Genomic DNA, 23,554 nt, shown 5'->3' on the forward strand with positions numbered 1-23,554 from the left:
CTAACTGTGTTTGGTTCCAGACCGTACCATCTGCAAATGTTACTCTTTCAATTGCTTGAGAATAGGGATCTTTTACAGTGCCGGTTTCTTTAGCAAAATACTGTTGAACAGTAATTTGATCTCCTGTGTCTTTAATCACAACTATCAAGTTATTCGCATTTTGCAAGACCTCAATCTCGTCTGGATCAACAAGTAGTCGAAGGGTATCTACTCCTGCACCCGTATTATCCAAATCTATAATAGTATCTTGACCATATCCTCGACCAAAAACATACGTATCAGAACCACTATAGCTAGTACTGCCATAACCATTGGATAGTGTGTTTCCATATAACATGTCATTTCCTGATCCACCATCTAAGAGGTCATCCCCTGCTCCTCCATAAAGATTGTCATTTCCTCCGCCACCGAACAGTTGATCGTTGTTCTTACTACCTCTTATCTCATCATTACCTAGTAAACCATACATGTAATTATTCACTTTTTCCTGCCCATACAAACTCTCACTGCTGTTGGTGCCACGAGTCATGACCTGTTCTTCTAACTGTGTTTGGTTCCAGACCGTACCATCTGCAAATGTTACTCTTTCAATTGCCTGAGAATAGGGATCTTTTACAGTGCCGGTTTCTTTAGCAAAATACTGTTGAATGGTAATTTGATCTCCTGTGTCTTTAATCACAACTATCAAGTTATTCGCATTTTGCAAGACCTCAATCTCGTCTGGATCAACAAGTAGTCGAAGGGTATCTACTCCTGCACCCGTATTATCCAAATCTATAATAGTATCTTGACCATATCCTCGACCAAAAACATACGTATCAGAACCACTATAGTTAATACTACTAGAACCATCAGATGATCTATTTCCGTATAACATGTCATCTCCTGATCCACCATCTAGAACATCGTTTCCTGCTCCTCCGTAAAGATTGTCATTCCCTGCATCTCCATAAATTTTATCATTTCCAAACTGTCCAATTAAGTTATCATGTCCGGCTAAACCAAAAATATTATCATTTAATATAGTTCCATATAAAGTTTCACCATTTCCAGTTCCGCGATTAATAACGTATCGTTCTATATCGTTTTTATACCATGTAGTTCCATCTTTAAAAATAACTCTTTCAATTTGTGCATTTGGATTATCTACATCCATTTTAAAATAAGATACTATACTGATCCGATCTTCTGTTCCTTTTATACTTAAAGTAAGAGTAGTAAAATCTGCAATTACTTCGATTTCGTCTGGATTAACGAGCATCTTTATTGTGTCTATTACTCCAGGAGTAGAATCATAGTCATCTATTGTGTCACTACCATAACCTCTACCAAATATATAAGTATCTGCTCCGCTATGACCTTCTACCCGACCAATAGAATAATTATCATTACCACGTAAATAATCATTTCCTGCTCCGCCATCTAAGATATCGTTTCCGCCACTAGCCATAATGAGGTCATCACCTGATCCTCCAACAAGTGTTTCGTCATTCATAGTACCCGTTATAATATTCTGAGAGTAGGCTTGAGAATTCTTAGCATTTTTTAATGTATACTCATAATCCCAAGTGGTTCCGTCTGAAAATCTAATTTTTTCTACACCATAGTATCTTTTAAGAAAATGATTATTTATCGTTAATTGATCGTTAGTTCCTTTTATTTTTAGGATTAATGAATAACTATAATTAATTAATTCAATATCATCAGGAGAGACATCACTATTGAACTCTACAATATCTTGGGAGATTACAGTTTCATTATCTGTTACAATATCATTTCCGTATCCACGCCCAAAACGAAAAATATCATTTCCATATTCATCATTTAAAATATCGTTTCCAGTTCCTCCATCTAAGATATCATCTCCGGCATCCCCTCGAAGTAAATCATTTCCTTCAGAGCCGAATAATAAATCATTTCCGGTTCCGCCAGATAAGTCGTCTATTCCGGCTCCACCAACTAAAGTATCATGTCCCTCAGCTCCACTTAGCGTATCGTCTCCATCAAGTGCATTAATAAAATCACTTTTTGATGTACCTTGAAGTGTATCTGCATGGTTCGTTCCAATTATATTGTTTTGAACTATTCGTGCAATATACTCTTGATCCCAAAATGTACCATCTGAAAAAATAATATTTTCTACGACATATTTTTTATCTTGAAAGTAATTTTTAATACGAGTAATTCCCTTTTCTCCTTCTATTTGAATAAGTAAATCATCATTCATCATACTTAAATTCACTTGATTTGGAGAGACAGTATCTGCAAACTGCAAACGATCTAAATTTCCCGATGTCGTATCATCTTCATAGATCGTATTGAGACTATCTCCTCGATTAATCATATAGGTATCATTTCCAAGTCCGCCAAACAGAGCATTATTTCCTTGTTTGCCATCTAAAATATCATTTCCAGTACCACCAGATAAGGCTTCATCTTTACTCGTGCCCAATAAATTATCATTTTGATCAGTACCCACTAATTTTGTACGGAAATTAGATTCTACAATCCATGCTATTTCTGTGCTTTTACCTGCAAAATAACTAACCATACTCTCTAACATTATTGAGTCTGAAATGTATAAATTCTTTGCAGTTCTTATAAATTCGCCAAGTACAACTTTAGCTTGTTGATAGTTATTTAATAGACGCGCCTCTAAATCATCTGTTATCATTTGCAAGTCACCTTGAAGCTCACTTGTTTGCTCGCTCCAACTAAAATCAATTTTTCTATATAAATCACTTAGATGAGACTTCGCCATAAGCTGGGCATAGATATATTCTTCAATTTCTTTGTAACTCTCTTCAATAATTTGTGTACTCTCTACAGTCGGAAGATAAGTCTTAGAATTAATCCCATAAAATCGTTCTAATGCGGTAAGCTTCTGAGCTTGAATGCCTACTCCGCGACTAGCCGCGTCAATACCATCGACACCAGTCCACTTGTAAATAATTTTTTGTAATAATTCTTGTCTTGAAACTACGCTATTAGTATTTATGAACTCCTTAAGCCATGTTTGTAACTGTAAAGTAGTGTCACGTTGCATTGCTTGATGTAACGAATGTACATAGCCCCGCCCTTCAATATCAGGTAAAGCTTCAATGCCTTCACTTTCCTTAAGTAAAGATACTGGTAAAGTATCTGTATTATCCAATTCAAATGAGAATTCTGACATTTTTTGTTGTGGGCTTCCTAACAATTCGTAACTAGCAGAACGTAACTCTCGGTTTCCTTTTACTTCTGCTTCATCTATATTGTCACTGTAATCCAAATTTAGCCCTGTAATCCCAAGCTGGTCTAATGTATAAAGTTCATTTTCTCCTACTATTCCATCTGAATCGCTATCTTTCCACACTTTTAATTGTGAAAACGATTCATCTTTTTGGTCAATTCGTCCATCTTGATTATTATCTAAATCAGACAATGCTTCAAAACCGTTTCTTGCAAATTTCCCATTTTTTAATTTTGTTCGTTCACCAAATAATTCTGAACCATTATTTATTTGTCCATCTTGATTCAGATCACGAACTAGAAACCCATCTTCACTATTTACCCAGCCTGTTTTCTCAGCAAATCCATCACCATCATAATCAAAATGAGTTCCTTCTTCTAAAGAAAGAGAAGAAATTCCATCACCATTTAGATCTAGGATTAGTGGATCCATTGCCGCAGCTTGACTTCCAGAAAGTATAGTATTACGAAATGGCTTCTTAATTACTTTTGAAGCAATTGTTTTTAGATCGTATTCTATAGGTATTCCACCGTTAACGAAGACTAACCGCTCTACTTGTCCGGTTACTCCACTCGTTCTTTCCCAACCCTGAACTGTAATTTTGTCGTAAGCAGAACCATGTTGATTAGGAAAGTAGATCATTACATTTATACTGTAGGCTCCATAAGTGCCTGGGTACTCAATAAAGAATTTAAATTTGGCTTCTTTCATGGTATAGCCATAAATTTTTAGTGTATCATGGAAATTGTCACCAATCTCTACAATAGTATCAATACCATCGCCTTTATGAAAAATGTATGTATCATTGCCAGTACCGCCTTCTAGACGATCATTTTTGCCCTGTCCTCCTTCTAATACGTCATTCCCTGCTCCGCCTTTTAAGGTGTCACTACCAGTTCCTCCATCAAGGGAATCATTCCCGTCTTCACCTAAAAGTATGTCATCTCCTTTGGCTCCAGATAGTATATCTGATCCAATGCCACCATACAGGATATCATTCCCATCATTTCCTTGAATGTTATCTTCTCCAATGTAACCATATATAGTATCGTTCCCATCATACCCAATAATTGTATCTGAAGTATTTCTACCACTAAGAACTTCGTTAGATCCATTTTCGTTTCCATACACCTCGTTTGCAGAAAACATTCCCGCCTTGCTCATATAATGTTTCATAGAATTAAAACTGCCATGTATAAAAAGCGGCTTGAAAGTATCTTTTTTGAGTTCTTCTTTTACATAAGAAAAAGGAAGGATAGTATGCGTACCAAAATATGTACCTAGCCCTTGTGCAATTCCATTTAAAACATCACCAGAAGTCGAGTAATGCTTTACATTGTAATCAGATAATTTTCTTGATAAAGAAGGGCGAGCATCGTCATTATTCCATGTACCTGCTGAATTAAAGACTACTGCTTTACCTAGTTGATTGGCTGAGATTACAGACTTACCACCTTCTTTAATATCACCTTCTAAAGCCGAAATCAATGTTTGTTGAGCTAATTTTCCTCCAAGAGAATGGCCAGTAAAATTGTAAGTATAATCTGAGTCAAGGTCCATATTTTCTTCTACTATAGATTTTACAAAACTTCTAGCTGCGCGTGTTTGAGGAGTACTCCACCCCGTATCAATATTTTCGTTTATCCAATCTCCTTCTGGATCTAAAAATTTGCTATTAGATCCTCGAAATGCAAAGATAACTTCTTTCGTATCTTCATTTAAATAAGCCCGACCAAAGAATCCTTCATTTATTGATTGTTGCCCTAGTACTTTCCATACTCTTGTATTGTTTACTTTTGAAAAATTCTTTTGAGCTATGAAAGTTGAAATTTTATCGTTCTCATATGAATTTTCAGCAATTTCTAAGTATTCTAAATCTGTTGCCATTTTGTTTCCTCCTCATGTTTTAATTATTAGCTATTTTAATGTTATATTTTTTAAGTAATGTTTTTTCCTTAAGCACAGAAAACAATGTTGGATTTTTAATTTTTTTTAATTGTTTCTTAAAATCATCTGTATTTTTATATTTAGATAAATCGTAGAACTCAACCGTTAATAATAAACTTTTGATATTTCTTTTTTTAATATCACTTACTAAATTATCAATTGTAGACTTATATTTTGATTCCTCTCCTTTATTTATAATATATAAAATATAGAGTGAGACTTGAGAAAGTTCCGGGTGAAGCACTTGAGCTTTTATAAAATCTTCATTAATCCCTTTATATTTTTCTATCTGAAAACGCTGATTTATTATAAAAGAATAGCCTGTTTGTTTAATATTTCTATCTAGAATTGGTTTTAATATCGTACTTGATTGCCAGTACCACTTTTCTGCTATATAGTCATCTTGATAAACAAAAGGTTTCTCAATATTTCTGATAACATTAAAATTAATATCAGGATCTTCTGCACGAGCTGCGACTAAATAGTACTTCTGCATGAGAGGTTCTTTTCTAATATCAGTTACTACAAATTTTTCTTGATATTTATTGAAAAGATATTCTTGAGTTTCTTTAGTGACGTTAGCCTCTTGGTATTCTCTTATAAAAGGATAAGACGTTCTATATGCTATAAAAATAAACACAAGTAAACCAATAATAATAAACCACTTTTTTTTCTTTGATGGCAATATACTAACCTCATTTCTAAATATATTGTTTTGAGTTAACTTAAAAATATAATTTTATGCAAATATAAATATTCTTTATTGATTAGCTTCTTTTAGTAGTCATTTAGCAACAATAAATCATCGAAGATCCATTGTAGTTAAGAGACTCTCATAATCACCATATATTGCATAAATTTTCACCTTGGTGTACTTCAATAGACTAGAAGAAGAAAATGATTTCACACTTGTTCCTAAAGGAATTGTATTATCTGAAGATTTTGCTCCTAATGTATAAATCTGCTCAATCGTTTCGTTACTGTTACTACTCAGTTCAATTTTTAAACTGTAATCGTTACTAGAATTATTAAAATCAAAAGCTTTTGTTAAATCAGCGTAAACACTATGTTGAACACTAATTCCTGAGGTAACATTAGTAGTAATGTTTGTTATATTTAATTTATAAGGTCCAATTCTTAAATTATTCATTGAATTATTAGTACTTACTATATCTGGAGTTGAAAACATTGCTGCTTTTACATATCCACTAGGAGCATTATTAGTAGTAATTATAGAATCATCAGAAACAGCCTGTCCCAATATTAGCTTTACGTTTGAATCGAATACACCTTTGGGTAAAACGGCTTTAGCAGATAGCACTGTTTTAGTTTGATAACCTGAGTTAGTATCAGAGTTTTTAATTTCAAGTGGATAAAAAACATCATCTGAGGTTGCTAGATATGCAACTAATTTTGTTAGATTGTGACTTCTTTTATCTTGATTGACTTGAATCATCTGAATTTCTATTAGATCATCATTTTCGCCAGGATAAACGATTGTTTGTTTTAAGTTAACTTCCGACTGATTTCCTACAGTTTCAATTTTATAAGGCTGATTTTTTTCATAAAAAGCAATGTTTGATAAATGACTTACATCTATCTGTAATCCTGTATCTTTATCGTTATCTCCTTGTTCTTGTATATACAAATCAATTTTCTTTATTTTTGAGGAATAGGGTACTTCAGAGATGATTTGATAAGAAAGAACATCTTCATTCATGGAAGCTAGATTACTGAGATTAATAATTCTTCCTTCTAACTTGGTTTGTTTATTTACACGATAGGTGGCTTTGAGTTTGGGTAAGGCAAGCGAATCATCATTTAGACTTTTTATATCGATATCAGTCACTAATAAATCTTTATCATTCATAGGTAAGCGATACGTACCGTTGATTTTGGCTTGGTAATCTCCTTGTTCTGTTTTGAGATCAAACCAATTGGACTCATTTACCTTTATTTCTAGAAGATTGTTTAAAGCAAATTGAGCAACTGGAATAGTTAATTCTTCTTTACTATTGAATCCGACTTCTTTAAGCTGGATATAAGCGTTATTGATATCTATTTGGCTAGGTACTGCAATACTGAACTTAATAATTTTTGATTCTTGAGGACTCAGTTCTATCTGTTCTGTGTTTAGAATATTGCCCTTGAAATCTCCAGCACCTATAATTGCTAAAGTTGTTGTATATGTTGGCAACTTATACGAAATGTCCCCTACATTTTTTATGAAATAAGAACCATTTATAAATTGTTTTTTTCCTTCTTTTTGCTCATTAACAGTTTGCGCTTGAACTAAAATCGATGTGCCGTCTTTATTAATATACTGTGTACCTGTCAGAGATGTACTATTTAATCCTGTAGTTAATTCTTGCTCTTTATGAAATACAATGAGAGGAGAATACACTGGTGCTTTCTCATCGTTTGATATTACTTCTGCAAGAATAATTTTTAAATTATAATTCTTTTTATTTTTAGGTACATCTGCTGTAATTTCGACTATAAGGGTTTCATCTGGAACGATTTTTGTTTTATCTTCTTGGACTTTGAAATCAGCTTTATATTGTTTATCTCCAATACTATAGAATGCTCCTAAATCAGGTAAATTAATAGAAGTATTGGTTGTGTTTAGTAACTTTACTTTCATTGCAATAGTATCACGTAGATTTCCTTTCAAAACATATAGTGGCTCTGAAGCATCTAGTTCTATCGGATTTTGATTTAAAATAATTTCTTTTTGTAAAGAGTTTGAACTTTTGATATTTTTCCAGTTTACCGGTTTAGGAATTTCAAAAATATATTCTGTTACATACATAGGTTTATCACTATCTTTTATTTTTCTCGTAATCATTAATTGAAGTTCAGAATCAACTATTCCTTTAGGAACCTGACTATATAATTTAAATTGTTCCTTTTCACTAGAATCTAAAGAAACTGGCTGCTCTTCTGATTTCATTTTTAGTTCATATCTAAGCCCAGCTCTTGTTTTCAAAAAATAATTATATTCTGGAAGTGTAACGGCAGAAGTATCCTGGTTTTCAATGTTGAAATCTAAAGTAATAGTATCTTTTTTTGATCCTGTACTCCAATATACATTTTCACTACTTAATGCACTTTCGATTCCGTTAATATTTGCTAACTTTTGAGTATGTACAGGTGTTATCTCTTGATAAGACACAGGTACTTTAATTACGCCTATTTTCTTTTTAAAATTTTGAAATTTGATATTCCACTCGGTAATTTCAAATTTCATATTAGATATAGTTGTTTTTCCTTTAAAAACAGCATAGTAAGTAACTTCCGTGAAAGACTTAGGAGTAACAATGGTTTGAACCTTTTCATCTAGCAACTTTGTCGGGACGCCTACTCCTTCCGCCGTAATCATTTTAATGCTATACCTTGCTAGATTACTATCCACTTTACCCGCATTGGTCAAACGTATTTTAAAAGAGACGATAGATTGGTCACCCCATCTATCTAGATGAGGTTCTATCATTTCGAGAGTATTATTACCACTTTTCACTTTTCCAATTATTTTCATTTCCTTGACTGAATCCGCATGAACTATATTGAAATAGCTAATAGGCATAGCACTAAAAAGTAAGATGATGATAAATATTATTTTAATTCCTTTAGTAGAATTCATGGTTTTCTCCTCGCTATTAACGTAACTTGAAACTCTCTTCTGTTGCTTTGATTATTGGAGAAAGGAAAAACTCTATAATTCTCCGCTCATCGGTTTTAATTTCAGCAGTAAGTGACATTCCTGGTGTAATATGAATTGGTATATTTCTTGATGAATTCGTAGATTTTATTTTTACATTGGCTTTATATATAGAGCCTAACTTTTCATCATCAAAAGCATCTGGACTAATATGCTCTATTTCTCCATATAAATATCCATACTTTTGAAAAGGAAACGTATCTATTTTTAAAAAGACCTTTTGTCCCTTTTTGATAAACCCTATATCTTGATTAGATATGGTTGCTTCTACTACCATAGGTGTATCATTAGGTACTACAGAAATAAAAGATTGGGCGGGAGATACAATACCACCAACAGTTAAAGAAGAAATACCATGTATAGTACCATTAACAGGAGATTTCAGTTGCTGGAGGTTATATCTTTTTTGAGCTTTAGTTAATTCAGCAGTCAAATTAGTAATACTTTTTTCAGAAGTTACCATAAGATCAAGCAGGCCTTTTTTTCGTTGTTCAGATATCACAGTGACGTTTTTTTCAGCCTCTTCTACTGCATCCTCTGCTTGCTTAATACTGGTCTTCTGTTCTTCGATTTCTTGTTCAGATTTATACATACTCATATCGTCTTCTAGTATGCTGTTCAAATCTGTTTGTTCTTCTCCCTCTGTATTGTCCAACTGTTTTACCACTTCTAATTGACTGTTTTTCTGTAATGTTTCTAGAGAGGATTTAGCATTAATCAAATCTTTTTCTCGCTGCGCGACAATAAGTTCAGCCGCTTGATGACTATAACTATATTCTTGCTCTCTTGCTTGTCTTAAATTTTCTTGCATACTTATTACTGCCTGTGCATCTTCTGATTGATGTACTTCTTCGCTAGGTACATACTGTACTTCAGAAAGTTCAGCTTGAAGCATCTCTTTTTCAACACGAGCAATTAACAGTTCTTTTTTGACTCCTTCAACATCAGCCTTAGTGGATGTTGAATCAAATTCAACCAACAACTGTCCTTTTTTCACTTGTTCCCCTTCTCTAACATGAATCGCTTTAATCGAAGATTCTTCCATAGGTTGAAGGACGTTTGTTCGCCCATCAGGAATAACTTTTCCTCTAGCAGAAGCTACTACATCGACCTTTCCATAATAAGACCAGATGATAGTAGTTATAAAAATAAGAAATATGATCCAAATCAGCCATCTTCCTAATGGAAGAGGAGGTGTTTCTTCAAGTTCCATTGCGTCAGGTAAAAATTCATAGTCTAATCTATCTTTCTTTCGAAATAACATATTTAATTCCTTTCTTGCTGCGAATACAGATGCCTGTACAAACCATTCGTTTGTATAAGTTGCTGGTGCGTTCCTGATTCTACTAGTTCCCCTTTATCCAATACTAAAATTTTATTAGCAGACATAATAGTAGATAAACGGTGTGCAATAATAATTACTGTTCTACCTTTACAGATATGTTGAAGATTACTTTGAATGATACGTTCAGACTCATAATCAAGTGCCGACGTTGCTTCATCAAAAATTAATATTCTTGGGTTAGAAAGTAATGCACGAGCAATAGCTACTCGTTGCTTCTGTCCACCAGAAAGCGATGTACCTCTTTCGCCAACCATAGTGTCATAGCCTTCCATTAATTCCGAAATAAATTCATGTGCTCCCGCTAACTTAGCTACATTTACAATTTCCTGAATCGTAGCAGCAGGGTGATGAATGGAAATATTTTCTCTTATGCTTCCGCTGAACAAGTAATTTTCTTGAAGGACTACTCCTACTTGTCTACGGAGCCAAGAAGGATCTGTCATAGATAAGTCGGTACCATCAATTAATACCTTTCCTGACTCCGGCACATACAAACGTTGAATTAGTTTTGATAAGGTGCTTTTTCCGGATCCACTTCGTCCTACTACTCCCACAATAGTTCCTGGATCAATATGGATAGAAAGATTACGAAGAATTTCTGGACCATTAGTGTGGTATCTAAAAGTAACTTTTTCAAATGTAATACGTCCGTGTATACGGGGTAACTTAGCTTTAGTAGATGACATACTCGGTTCTGGCTGTACTGAAAATATATCTTTTAACTTACTTATTGAGACACCTGTTTGTTGAAAGTCCTGCCACATTTGAATCAGTCGCACTACAGGATCGCTTACTCGTCCTGCAAGCATCTGGAAAGCAATAAGTTGACCTACAGAAATCTCGCCTTGCAAAACTAAATGAGTACCATACCATAAAATAGCTAACATACTAATTTTTTGAATAAGTTGACTTAATGACCCTGCAGTGCCTGACAAGATAGCTAATTTAAAATTAGATTTTATGTAGTTCGATTGTAGGGTTTCCCATTTTTTTTGAACTAACGGTTCGAGAGCAAATGATTTTAAGGTTTGTATACCTGAAACTGCTTCTACCAAATAAGACTGTGAATCTGATCCTCTTTGGAATTTTTCTTCTAGACGATTCTTTATAAGTGGAATAAAAATAAGAGAAAGAATAATAAAGAGAGGAATTGAACTGACAACAATCAAAGTCAGTGATGTACTATAGCAGAGCATAACAACGAGATACACAATGATAAATAGAACATCTAATATAGCAGTAAGAGGAGTTCCTGTGAGAAAGTGTCTAATGTTTTCTAATTCGCGAACTCTTGCAATGGTGTCACCAGTGCGCCGATTTTCAAAATAAGATAGAGGAAGTCTAAATAAATGATTAAATAACTTTACGCCTAAATTAATGTCTATCCTACTTGTTGTATGAGTAAATACATAATTTCTAGCAAGACTAATTGTAAATTCGAAAATGATTATTAATATTAATCCAATGACTAATACGTTAAGAGTGGCAATTCCTTGATGAACTAACACTTTATCGATAATAACTTGTGTAAAGAGAGGAGAAATAAGACCAAATAAATTAATTAAGAAAGAAGCAATTAGTATTTCAAATATCAATTTTTTATATTTCCATAAAGCAGGTACGAACCATTTTATGCCAAATTCACTATTTTGTTGATTACTTTGTTCTTTAGGAGCAAATAGAATAATTTTTCCATTCCATTTTTCTTCAAACTCTTGTAGTGTCAATGAACTAGGTTTAGCTTTTAAAGGGTCATAAATTAAAAACTCTTGTTCATTTACTTTAGCAAGGAGAAAAAAGTCATCACTTTTCGTAACTACAATAGCAGGCAATTTGAGTGAAGCTAATCTTTTTAACTTTACTGTTGCAATTTTACACTTTAACCCAAGTTGTTTAGAAACCTTTTGAATATCAATACTAGAAGTAGTACTTTCATGAATTGCAAAAGCATGTTTAATTTGATCTGAATCGGCTGCAATCCCATGAAAATTTGCAATCATTAATAAGCATTGTAATCCTGTATCTATTCTTTTCGGCTGCATCTCTTGCTGATCATAAGGCTTTTCTTTGCTGCTAGATTCCATTTTCTACATCCTTATCTTTTAATTATGTAAACGTATATTATCATATGGGAATTTTCTTGTAAATATAAATATTACCATAAAGTAACTTTTTTTGTTTTTTCTATTTATACAAAATTAAACTCCTATCAAATTATAATTTTAATATTCGTTTTATATTCCTTTTTCTTTTGATTTCTATAGTAAATCCTATAATTTTTATTTGATAACTAATTAATCTATTTCTTGAGAAAAGATTTAGTTCAAAGCAGAAATAGTAAATAATCAACTTTAATTTCCATAATATAGATTGTATTTCAGGTTTAGTAGTAGATCATTGTGTGCAGATCAAAACAATAACGAATGATTACTTTCGTGGTCTTTTTTAATTATGTACATATATATTAGTTAGTCTTTTAAAATTTTGAATCAAGTGATATTTCAGATATGCTTTATCTGGATAAGGATACAGATAAGTATGTGATCGGGGTCAACTCCGCACTCGAAGAGCATCAAAGACGGTTCACTATTACTTATTAGCTCGGTCATTTTTTGCTTCATCCTAAACAAAAGATTCAGCTTGTTGACGTAATTTCTTTAGCATTCCGTTGCCTCTGCGTAAGAGTAGCGACTCTAGTTAAATTTCCTTTTTTTGTAAATTATCACTCGTCCATTTTATGATTCTTTCACGAAAAAGTGTAGGTATAATAAGTCAGATGCTTTGATTAGAAAAGGAACTGGCTTTGAAACATCTTTTAAAGCTATATCTTATTCAATTTGATAGGTTGATTAAAAAGAAAAGATACCGATCGCAGACGGCATTTATCCGAACGATCAAACATTTATTACCTTCAGCTATAAATCAACAAGATAGCCTACAAAACAAAGCGCTAGAAGCCCCTGTTTGAGGTTTTTAGCGCTTTGTTTATTAGATTTATCCAGCTACCTTCTGCATTATATCGATCTTACACAAAGGATATAGCAGGCACTATCCTTTATTAAAATAACCAGGGCAATTGTGGAAATTTATATTTATAATATTCAGTGCCTTGCTTATTCAAAAAGATGAACGGTGGAGTGTCTGGGGTCTTTTTTGCTTTCATCAGCTGGTCTTTATATGGTCCATCCCCACGTTCAAATTTCTCCATGTAATCTGGGCCATAATCGACCGTTCCCATATAAGTTAGTTCATATCCTCCGTAAGCTTCAACTGCCGGTGCATGAGCTACGATTCGTTTGACTGTCGCATACAGGCCTACTTTGTTATTAGCAGCCAGACCAAGTTCTACCCCCACATAGACAATCAATACTACACAAATCCCAAGAATCCATTTTACTTTTCGACTTCGCATGATAAGATACCTCCGTTTCGATCAAGTTCCTTTGACAAAGGTATAGGTCATTACATTCGTATTCCAACTTCCAAATTTCACATACAAATCTGCGGTATCACTCGACCAATTATTTTTTACCACCAGGTACTTCGAACTTTTGGTTGGAGTACCACGAACCAATTCCTTGAATCCTACAACCGTCACCGTATGGTTACCAAAGTACGGTTGATTCCAGTAACTTTGTAGTACAGGTACATGCTCTTGTAATCTTTTCTTATATTCATCGTAAGTGGCTAATGTGGAGTTCTGAGACGTAGCTGAAGGCACTCCGTGATTACGGAAGTACGTTTGCATCCCGTTATCAATATCGGTTGGCCCTGTGATACCTTCCCCACCTGCGTTTTGCGTAGTTTTCATCGTTGTTCGCAAACCCATCACGATATCTCGCTGATTTTTGGTTGGGTTAAGGGATGGATACTGCTTTGCGAACCACATTACGATATTAGAACCGGCAGTTGGCGTACAACCTGTTGCCTGGTTAGTGGTATAGTTCCACTGCTTCATGCTTGTGACCCCATTAATATAATACTTCTCAATTCGATTGTACGTAGGCTCCCACGTTGCAGGATCCACTTCTGTGACCCCATCGCTATCGGCGTTAGAATCACCTGCACCAAACTTAATATCTTCAAACTGCTCCCATTTCTCCCGATTGGCCGCATTATAAGTAGGAACAGGATAAGAAGACGTTTCGGTATTCGTACTTTCATCGGTAATCGATACCGCCCGCATCGTATTATCAACTGCAAATTCTTCACCAGTTGAACTTTCAACTTCGATACCTAATCTAGCTCCACCGTACCATACTATTTTAGTATCTTCTACCTCTGGAGCCACTAATGATCGGCGCTCACTTTGTAATTCTTCCATTGCTACTTGCTTCGCTTGTTGCTCATCGATCGCTTGCCCTGCAGACCACATCAATATAGGCTCTTCATCATAAAAAGCACTGACTAGCGCATATCCTTGATCTTGGCCCTGCGGATCTTCAAAATGAACTTGATAGGCCACTTGCTTCTCAGATGGATCATACACATCTTCGACTACCCCTATACGTGTATTGCGATTCCAAGTAGTCGTTTCTCCACTTGTGACCGCATCAATCACGACCGAGGCGGCTGCTTGTCTCGCTAAACTTGCTTCAATCTTCTTTTGTAAAGCTTCAGCATGCGTCATAGACGGAGTAATCGGCATTATAAGCGCGACACCCAAAGTAAGTGCTAAAATACGATGTAATTTAGTCAATACTAGTCCTCCAACTACGTTATGTATTCTGTATCGCGTAAGCGATAACAGTTTAATCAATATAACAAACTATAGTGTATATTTGTTTACTTTTATGTAATATTATTCTAAATTGATACCATATAACTAGCTTAATTGCATTGTCTTACAAATATCGACATATTCTAAGATCTGAAGGGATATACATCTAATATAATTGAACTTATACTAAATAAAATATCTAAAAGGAACAAATCTATGTTCATTCTAGGAAAAATTGAACGAATCAATCAGTTTATTTTAAAGGAACTCTCTATTCAGCAGCGCTTGTCTGTGTCGATAAGATCTCTACACGATTAAGTCTGCAGGTTATCGATGATCATTTTGAGTCGAGTGATATTTCAGAACTACTCTATCTGGATAATGCTACAGATAAGTATGTAATTGAATTCAACTCCGCATATAGAATAGCATTGAAGGCGGTTTGTTATTGCTCACTAGATTGTTTATTTTTTACTTTATCACCTACAAAACATTCTTTTCGATTAAGCAAAAAAAGAGTTGTTACTCGAAACTGGATTATTTCCAAAAACGGCAGCAAAGATTTGGCAAGATGGAAATGTTTCTTTAAATACAGTTACCGTTTTATGTAAAACTTATAATTTAAGATTAGATCAAGTCATTCAATATAAATCTGAAGAGGAAAGCAACAGTAGTGACTCGCATGAGTGATGCAGAGTGAAAGTTATATCGTATCCTATATAACTACTTCATGATTTTCCTAATGAACGTTTAAAGAGATATGACTGATTAGCAAGTGAAAGACGCACATGCCATGTTTAAACTAGAAAAGTCGTTACGTAAATCAAACTGAAGAGAAGAAGTAATCGATCCTATTATCTACGTTATGAGAAATGGCGATATTAAAATAGATATTCAGGCAGGATCTAGAACAAGCGATCATGCTGATAAAGGTATGCGTGTTGTATATTCGTACGAGGATTACCGTATTCGCACTGGATGGACCGTTGAAGTTGCTGCAAGTACACCTGTCAGTTTACGCATCAATCCTGCTCAATACATCGTCTATAATCAGCATGAATACCCATGCAAAGCTGCTCTTTGTTCTGCACACAGAATTACAACCACTCTCGTCTACTCCACCCTGAATTCCTACAAACTTGAGAGCTGGGTTGATGCATTTGATCATTCAGTTTTTAAACTCATTTCCCGGTTATCGTCCTATACTGGTCACTAAAATACCTTATGTGATCTATAACAATGTTTGGTGTGATACCGCAAAGGCTTTCTGCAATGAGTGCGGTATCACCTATACTTCTTACTGTGCAGGACGATCTACTGTACCTGCACATACTCCGCCTTTGGTTATCATACGAAAAATGTACAACAGTCCTACCTTGCGAAAAAAATACCCAACTTTTCGATTTGATCCACATGAACCCTGTCAAAACGTACTCAGTGACTATAAAGAATACATCCAATTCACAAACAACCCGGAGGCGTGCAAACTATGACCACTTTTTACAAAGATTTCGATTATTTATCCATAACTGACTTACAACAACTGATTGACGATCAAACTGTAGAAGGACAGCAATTAGATTATAAAACAAAAGTTCTACAAGGAGACTCATTAAAAGAAAGTGTTGCTGCTTTTGCAAATGCTTCAGGTGGAGATCTATTAATGGGGATTACTGAAGGAAAAAAAGGAGAGCTACACCAAATGACAGGAGTTGAATTGGAGGATCAAGATCAGACTATCCGATCAATCACAAGTCAGCTTTTGGATGGACTTGATCCCGGGCTTAGACAAATTAGAGTTAAATGCATCCCTATTCAAGATAAAAGATATGTTGTAGTAGTTCGTGCCTTCAGAAGTTGGAATGCTCCTCATATGGTTAAAGGTTCCGGGAAACTTATAAAACGTACAAATTCCCAGAATACTCCATTTAGTGCAGAAGAGGTGCGTAGAATGATTAATGGTCGCTATGATTTTATTCAATTGTATGATCAATTTCGTGAGAAGCGTATACAAAAAGCTAAAGATACCTATCGCGTAAGACCTCCATATGTTCTTATCCATTATGTGCCTCTATCTGCTTTTGAATCGATTGACTTGTATCCTGTGGTTCAAAATAGAAGTGAACTTGATCATTCTTTACTTGGATCGTCTCCATATATACCGATTATTAATGCCTATGGTACTATGCACAGAGAATATGGAAACATGATGAATTCTTACAGTAATGGCCATACCCAGATATTCAATAATGGTATTATCGAACAAATCAGTGGTTATCCCTTTAATTATGAAAATGAACTAAATTTAGAACTGCCAAAAGATTTTTTTGAAACTCTACTCTTTAAAGAAAAGCTTACTATAGCCTTTAAAAAACAGGCACGTAATTATGAAATTTTAGAAATGAGAGATCCATTTTATATTTTTTTCGAAATGATTGGAGTTAATGGAGTAATTGGATATCATTTGCCCCCTATAGGTAGAGATCCTATTGCAATTGATGAGGACAATCTACGAATGCCAGAAATTTTAATAGAATCTTTCAATGAACATCAGCAAAATGAAGCAGTCGAACGGATTATGACATTTTTGTGGAACACCTTTGGTTTTGATGAGCCACAGACTGATCACCGCTTGCAAGGACCTTACAATTTTATATGATCTCATTTCGAGTACCGAATCGGCGATGCATACCAATAGGGGATTGTCAAGCTTGAACGCATTGCGGTACAATACTTGGACTCCCAAAGGAAAGAGTTGATGAATATGTCAAAAATCATTTCTGTGTTCCAGATTCAGGTACTGCATAATGTTAATAATTTCCCGCCAAAATTACGTGGTTATGACTTAGCTCAGTTAGAAGCTAATACTGGATTACCATGGATAACAGAGTATAAAAAAACTCTATCCTAAGCTGCAATAATACGATCAAAGAACTTCCACTTGATGTTCTCGCAGGTATTTGTGATATTTTTTCGGTCATACCAGGCGTATGGATTGAGGTACCGATCACGAAAAATATCGATCGGGCGCAGGATCAATTTGAGGAATTAGCTTCAGAATTTTTTAATATTCATCAACTTTCTATGAATGAACAAATTCATGTACTATCAGCTTATATCGTTTCACTAACAAAACAGCAAATGAACTCGGATGCAAAGTGAAAAATTATCGATCTACTTCTGCAGCTTTGATGTAGCACTAATCTACTAGGGGGTTAGCTATGAATCTATATATGCAAAGAGTATCTGCTTCTATCTTTCCTAAAAGTATCGAAAAATATAATATAAAAAAAGCTTTAGAAGAGTGGTATCATACCGATCAAATGATCGATATGGAAACGCCCGATAAAGTGTGCGAACTTTGTGGCCAACAACATTTACGTTATCAATTTGAGATTGCGAATAAACTGAATCAAAATTCTCTTTGGATCGGATCAGAGTGCATAATTCGTTTTCACATTACGGTACAAGATCAGTATGGTGTTACTTTATCGCAAGATGATGCCAATAAAAAAATCAAAACGAATAAGGCTAAATTGATTGCTGATGCCAAAGTGAAGTCCGTTATCTATTCGCTAATTGCTTTAGCAAGTGTAGATGACGAATTTAAAATTGAATCTTTTGAAAAGTACTATAAAGAAAATAAGAAATTCACCCCTAAACAAGCTGCTATACTTGTATGGCGATTTAAAAGATATAAGATTGCTTATATCCCTTCGCATTTTAAAATAACGATGAGGGGCAGATACAAGCAAGATTTACTTAACCTTGAAGATTGGCAGTTAAAAAATGTACGTCCTTTGTTAAGCGCTGCGCAAATAAATAGCTTATATTCAATTCGAGATTAATTGTGATCTCTTTGTTATAAATAGAGAAAATATAGAAGGGACAAAACCTATGAAATTATATGGACCTATTCATGTATTTAAACAATGCTTAAAAGTCATAACAAAGTCTGAATCTTTAACTACCCCATTGATTGAGGCAACCTTCGATAGTATTTTAAAGGAGGGAGTACTTAAAGATATTCCTGGAACTAATACAGCTGTGCAACTATTCAAATTGCCAAAAATAATATCAGCTACTATTTTAGAATCTAAATTAGAGTATTTTCTGATGAATTTAGCAGAGATTTCTTTTGAAAAAAGAATTAACTTTGCTCAAAAGTATTTAGACAACGAGTCTCATTTTGTCGATAATCTTCTACTTGCTCTTGATAAAATTGAGCGTGTCGAAAAACTGCCTCTTTTTTTAAACTTGTTTAGAGCATTTTTGTATGAAAAAATATCTACAAGTGATTTTTGGCGATTAACAAAATGCCTAAATGATGGGTTTTACGAGGATTTTGAGTTTTTAAAAAAATATGCTGACAAAAAAAGTCTCTTTGGAGATCAAGCGCAAGCACTATCAAATAGCGGATTAGTTCAAACTAATGTTGGTTTGGCACCAGATCCATACGAACTTAATGGAGAATTTGGTTTAGAGGGATCTTCTGAAAAACATACCGATTATTCTATTACTAAAATGGGCGAACTCTTTATCAAGCACGGATTGAAGAATGAGGACTTCCTCCCGAATGAATAGCCTTTAAAGCTAAGGTATCTAAAAAAAGACCTTTACAGGTCTTTTTTATTTTTTACTTTTTTTATAGTTTTTAATTCGACATATCACTTCATGCCCTGATCCTTTGGCACACGAATCCGTTGATTTAACATAAGTCTCACTTTATCACCATGCATATCATAATCATGAGAAAGAATAACACTTCCATTTTCTAGATAAGCTTCATACAGAAAATAAGCATACTTGGCCGTTGTACGGTTTCTACTGATATTGCGGGATTGACTACTATTTATGAGAATAAAACAAATATCACTCCCCCTGAACTACTTCTTGGAATAAACAGAGTACTTAATATTGTATTGGAAGATTGGATTTCTTCATGATTAATATAAGAACATGTCTATTTATTCTATGATTCTCTTGAATTTTCAAAATCGCATACCATACACTCTGGCTTAAAAGCACCATTGTTGTATGTTGTACTCAAAACAACGAGTACTGAAATCAATCCTCCGTACAATTCTAGTGTACCTAATACTAAGTTTTCCTTTTGCCAAAGTGTAATCCTATGGAGATAAATATCTGTCTTACTTTTTTTTAATGAAATTGGATCATCTACCTCTTGAAGACGCTTCACAATTTCATAAGTATTTGGGCTGGTAAAGTTATTGTCGCCTCCATTTAAAATCCAATTACGTATAGGATCGAACTGTGATTCTAAAACATAATGCTGACCTTTAGTCAGCGCTAAATAATTAAAAACAATCTTAGCAGATACTCTAAAAAAGAAGTCTTCATTCCATTCAGTTTCTAAGTTTAGTTGGGCATTAGGTGGTATCTGAACTGGTTTAATACCTAGTTCACCATTATTTGTATACGATTTCAAAAAAGAATGTAATTTTTCTTCTACTGTTTCTTTTAATATTGGATGACTACTAGCAAGAATCCACTGATTTTTGTTTCTATGTTCGCCGTAACCAAGGTAATATTCATTTTTTGGAATAAGATCATCTTGAATGAACCGATAATCTAAATCAGTATGTTTATAACGATGAAGTTCTTGAACAAAACTATTTAGCTCCTTCTCAACAATAACCCCATCTCTAGGAATGAAATCTATAGTAGCAGTACTAAAGTGAATTTGAGGGATTCTATAAGCTATTCCTTTTGACATATAACTTAGTTTATGATGCGGCTCATAGACTATATCTGTTTTCGCCCCACCATCATTTTTTGAACTTCCTCGTTTCCCAGGGCCATAAAATTTACGAAGTATTCCTGCAGGAGAAGGTCCTAAATAATCATTCTCCATTGTTGAAAATTTCATATTCACATCATCAGCTACATACCCTTTTGGTAATTCCTTTATTCCTCCTAGACTAGCAGGAATTATATGTTCACCTTTTTTAAAGGTAGCATGCTCTTCATTCTTTTTTGAATAAATACAAAGCTTTCCACTCGCTTGCCCCATTCTTCTTACACTCCTTTATCATTTAAATAACAAGAATTATTAAAATATCTATAAAATGCTTTATCCTTGATTCTTCCCATGTACCTCAAAAACCTTCAAAAATGGCTCTATACCTCCATAAGCCGTTGACCCTTCATCTCTTACTTTCTCCTTCTTTGTTCGTGAAGCTTAGATGCTTTAGCAAGTCACTCAGCACATAGTTAGACGTGTAGAACGTGGGCTTTTTATTCATTCGTTGATTCAGGATCGCACCTAGAATATGATCGCGGGCCCAAGGATTTAATGCCTCAGCGCCGATATCGTCAAACACCAAGAAATCCGTGTCTTTGAGTGCCTGAATTGTCTGCCGCAACTTAGTATTATCTGTCATCATCATCTTTAAGTCTTCGATAAACTCAGGAATGTATACAATAACATCGGTGTAACCCTGTTTAGCCATCTCGTAAAGCAAATAGCTCATTAGAAAAGTTTTACCCGTCCCAAAAGGCCCCTGCAGATACAACCCATTGATCGGCAAGCTCTCCTTATTACTTTTCACACTGTTGACATATTCCATAATTTCTCGTACAGCAAGGGTAAGCTGCGGTTCTCGTTTCACAATTTCTACAGCATCAAAGGCAGACTCTAATAGATCCATATCAATAAAATAGCTGCTGATCCGCTTTTTAACATTCTCATTGTGCCTAAAACTGAACTGTTTTTTGCAGGGTGCTTTACGAGCATACAGTTTTAATCCTGCGTCTGTATCATGCACATATAACTTTGTAAAATGCCCTGAAAAATCTAATGGACATCGAGATAATCCCGGACAATGATCACAGTGTTTATGATCACCGACGACTTGATCCGTATGTTCTTTAAACTTGTGTTGCATTAACTGCTGAATGAAATTACCTTCCGTCCCCACAAAGATCTCTACTTTCTATGTAATCTTGATTAAAGTAAGCCCGATCTTATTCTTCTTCATCTAACAAAGTCATCAATAAAAGACTGGGATTGCTATCAAACGCATTATTTATAAAAAGAACATTTAACATTGCGTTCAATACATGGTCTGGCAGTATAGAATGAATCAGCGTTCCTTCACTTAACTCTTCCTTTGGCGGGCCGATCGTACACCCTTCAAAATCTCTTCCAAGTAAATCGATAAGATTTTCAGCAATAAATTCTATATTAGACTGATTATCCTCTTTTATTCGTTGAGGACTGAACAAATCGTAAAAGGCATATCGGCCACACTCTGAAGCTCATACCATTGTGATAGCATTGTGAACGATTTTTTTTCAATGTTCCAACAAAGCGGCAAAATACTCATACCTATAGACTATTGATGTTGAGTAGAATAGAGCCACCACTCGTACCAGTGAGACTTTTGTTTGGTAATAGATGGTTGACGAACAAAGAACTTATCTAAGTGTGCAGTCTAAGCTAATTGAAATGATTGAATTATCACTTGAGTAAGCGAGTCTGCATCAATAGGAACAAATGGATCATTCGTCGCTTGTTGAAAATACTGATGCAGCATGATTGTCGCTTGCTCTAACGCCTCGTCCTGATGATTGATAAGAATCGCTCCCTTTATTTGATATTGGATCAGCATTAAACACAATTACCTGTTTACTTGAAGCTAGCATATTTAACGTTTCTATAATCATATCTGATTGAGACTCTTTTAATAATTGAACTTGTAGCAGGCAAATAGGCAACGATAAGATGTGCATCGATGCGCTCCAAAATGCCCATGCAATGCTCTCTTTTTCAACCTGTGATAGAGGTTCTTTGGTGTGAAGCTTGATTCCGCTTGAGTCCAAGGCGTTTGAGTTTGTAAGTTGAAGATGAACCGATAGAGCATTCCAACGTCTCAGTTCACTTAAAAATGTACTTTGAAGCAGCGGAAATCCCATCTTAAAAGAATCGGCAATACTTCGTTTATAGGTTACTATGGTTTCTCTTGTTACACGTTGATCCTCTTCAAAACTTAAAAGAAGCTGCTCCACATAGGATTTTCTTTCTTTTATCTCTTTTCGCTGATCCGTTATACAATGTGGGTTGTCTTCAGCTTGATCACCCGTATACATCCACATCTTCAGCGATGTTTGGATACATGTAATATCTTCTTATATGTGTTTGAGGTGCTTTTTTAATGTATCTATTCGCTTACGACTAGGTAGAACTCCTCCTGAAACATCCCACAATAACCGTAACGCTTGTGGCGAAAACGTCATAAATGAAGCTTTTTGATCGGTTCCCCATGCGGTCAAACTCTGCGCATGCACGTGCATCAAGCTTGTAATACCTTTCAAACAGCAAGCTAACCAATCTATAAAAAATTCACTTTTCCCGGATCGATAATGCCGACACTGGATAGCTATAACCGGTTTTTAGATCGGCAAAAATGCCCTATTATTGTCTATAGATACCATGATCTCCATATATGTAACAGGAGCACTAGACGAATCTCCCGCAAACAGCAGTTCAATTTAATGTTGCTTCTAACTTGGCCCACCGATTCATTACAGCCTAAGTTCATGCGTTATAACCATCATGAGTAGCGT

The 23,554-nt window shown here is 34.7% G+C and carries 13 protein-coding genes; 3 read left to right on the top strand and 10 right to left on the bottom strand.

Going from position 1 to position 23,554, the window contains the following annotated elements:
- The 7 genes from QCD85_RS05885 to QCD85_RS05915 form a co-directional block, all read right to left on the bottom strand.
- Nucleotides 1–5,119 (bottom strand): calcium-binding protein (locus tag QCD85_RS05885; protein WP_301261975.1); only part of this gene is annotated, 5,119 nt, incomplete at its 3' end.
- Nucleotides 5,120–5,138: 19 nt separating this feature from the next.
- Complete coding sequence (locus QCD85_RS05890) at nucleotides 5,139–5,864, bottom strand: hypothetical protein (RefSeq protein WP_274172714.1); 726 nt, start codon at nucleotides 5,862–5,864, stop codon at nucleotides 5,139–5,141.
- Between the two features lie 117 nt (nucleotides 5,865–5,981).
- Complete coding sequence (locus QCD85_RS05895) at nucleotides 5,982–8,822, bottom strand: hypothetical protein (RefSeq protein ID WP_274172713.1); 2,841 nt, start codon at nucleotides 8,820–8,822, stop codon at nucleotides 5,982–5,984.
- Between the two features lie 16 nt (nucleotides 8,823–8,838).
- On the bottom strand, nucleotides 8,839–10,164 hold the full coding sequence (locus tag QCD85_RS05900; RefSeq protein WP_274172712.1) for an HlyD family type I secretion periplasmic adaptor subunit: 1,326 nt from the start codon (nucleotides 10,162–10,164) through the stop codon (nucleotides 8,839–8,841).
- Between the two features lie 2 nt (nucleotides 10,165–10,166).
- Nucleotides 10,167–12,329 carry a peptidase domain-containing ABC transporter gene (locus QCD85_RS05905; RefSeq protein ID WP_274172711.1) on the bottom strand — a complete coding sequence of 721 codons (2,163 nt, stop codon included), beginning with the start codon at nucleotides 12,327–12,329 and terminating at the stop codon, nucleotides 10,167–10,169.
- 974 nt (nucleotides 12,330–13,303) lie between these two features.
- The gene (locus tag QCD85_RS05910) at nucleotides 13,304–13,657 is read right to left on the bottom strand and encodes a hypothetical protein (protein ID WP_274172710.1); all 354 of its coding nucleotides are present in this window, start codon (nucleotides 13,655–13,657) and stop codon (nucleotides 13,304–13,306) included.
- A 21-nt stretch (nucleotides 13,658–13,678) separates the two neighbouring features.
- A complete protein-coding gene (locus QCD85_RS05915; RefSeq protein WP_301261976.1) occupies nucleotides 13,679–14,944 on the bottom strand; it encodes a hypothetical protein in 1,266 nt (421 codons plus the stop codon).
- 1,510 nt (nucleotides 14,945–16,454) lie between these two features.
- Here QCD85_RS05915 and QCD85_RS05920 point away from each other — a divergent pair.
- The 3 genes from QCD85_RS05920 to QCD85_RS05930 all read left to right on the top strand — a co-directional run bounded on the left by QCD85_RS05920 (nucleotide 16,455) and on the right by QCD85_RS05930 (nucleotide 19,549).
- The gene (locus QCD85_RS05920) at nucleotides 16,455–17,624 is read left to right on the top strand and encodes an AlbA family DNA-binding domain-containing protein (protein WP_274172707.1); all 1,170 of its coding nucleotides are present in this window, start codon (nucleotides 16,455–16,457) and stop codon (nucleotides 17,622–17,624) included.
- Nucleotides 17,625–18,186: 562 nt separating this feature from the next.
- Nucleotides 18,187–18,813, top strand: coding sequence for a hypothetical protein (locus QCD85_RS05925; protein ID WP_274172706.1), 627 nt, complete (start codon nucleotides 18,187–18,189; stop codon nucleotides 18,811–18,813).
- Nucleotides 18,814–18,862: 49 nt separating this feature from the next.
- On the top strand, nucleotides 18,863–19,549 hold the full coding sequence (locus QCD85_RS05930; RefSeq protein ID WP_274172705.1) for a hypothetical protein: 687 nt from the start codon (nucleotides 18,863–18,865) through the stop codon (nucleotides 19,547–19,549).
- A gap of 388 nt (nucleotides 19,550–19,937) precedes the next feature.
- Here QCD85_RS05930 and QCD85_RS05935 read toward each other — a convergent pair whose 3' ends face one another.
- The 3 genes from QCD85_RS05935 to QCD85_RS05945 form a co-directional block, all read right to left on the bottom strand.
- A complete protein-coding gene (locus QCD85_RS05935; RefSeq protein WP_274172704.1) occupies nucleotides 19,938–20,999 on the bottom strand; it encodes a hypothetical protein in 1,062 nt (353 codons plus the stop codon).
- A 133-nt stretch (nucleotides 21,000–21,132) separates the two neighbouring features.
- Nucleotides 21,133–21,906 (bottom strand): AFG1/ZapE family ATPase, encoded by a 774-nt coding sequence (gene zapE, locus QCD85_RS05940; protein WP_274172703.1) that lies wholly within the window; start codon nucleotides 21,904–21,906, stop codon nucleotides 21,133–21,135.
- 583 nt (nucleotides 21,907–22,489) lie between these two features.
- On the bottom strand, nucleotides 22,490–23,077 hold the full coding sequence (locus QCD85_RS05945) for a hypothetical protein (RefSeq protein ID WP_274172701.1): 588 nt from the start codon (nucleotides 23,075–23,077) through the stop codon (nucleotides 22,490–22,492).
- Nucleotides 23,078–23,554 lie beyond the last annotated feature (477 nt).

It is taken from the genome of Paenibacillus sp. PsM32, from assembly GCF_030433815.1.
Lineage (GTDB): Bacteria > Bacillota > Bacilli > Paenibacillales > Paenibacillaceae > Saccharibacillus > Saccharibacillus kyungheensis.

Excerpts from the sequence above, each read along its gene's own strand:
- QCD85_RS05895 (WP_274172713.1), bottom strand. The coding sequence starts at position 8,822 with ATGAATTCTACTAAAGGAATTAAAATAATATTTATCATCATCTTACTT.
- QCD85_RS05900 (WP_274172712.1), bottom strand. The coding sequence starts at position 10,164 with ATGTTATTTCGAAAGAAAGATAGATTAGACTATGAATTTTTACCTGAC.
- QCD85_RS05905 (WP_274172711.1), bottom strand. The coding sequence starts at position 12,329 with ATGGAATCTAGCAGCAAAGAAAAGCCTTATGATCAGCAAGAGATGCAG.
- QCD85_RS05910 (WP_274172710.1), bottom strand. The coding sequence starts at position 13,657 with ATGCGAAGTCGAAAAGTAAAATGGATTCTTGGGATTTGTGTAGTATTG.
- QCD85_RS05920 (WP_274172707.1), top strand. The coding sequence starts at position 16,455 with ATGACCACTTTTTACAAAGATTTCGATTATTTATCCATAACTGACTTA.
- QCD85_RS05925 (WP_274172706.1), top strand. The coding sequence starts at position 18,187 with ATGAATCTATATATGCAAAGAGTATCTGCTTCTATCTTTCCTAAAAGT.
- QCD85_RS05930 (WP_274172705.1), top strand. The coding sequence starts at position 18,863 with ATGAAATTATATGGACCTATTCATGTATTTAAACAATGCTTAAAAGTC.
- QCD85_RS05935 (WP_274172704.1), bottom strand. The coding sequence starts at position 20,999 with ATGGGGCAAGCGAGTGGAAAGCTTTGTATTTATTCAAAAAAGAATGAA.
- QCD85_RS05945 (WP_274172701.1), bottom strand. The coding sequence starts at position 23,077 with ATGTATACGGGTGATCAAGCTGAAGACAACCCACATTGTATAACGGAT.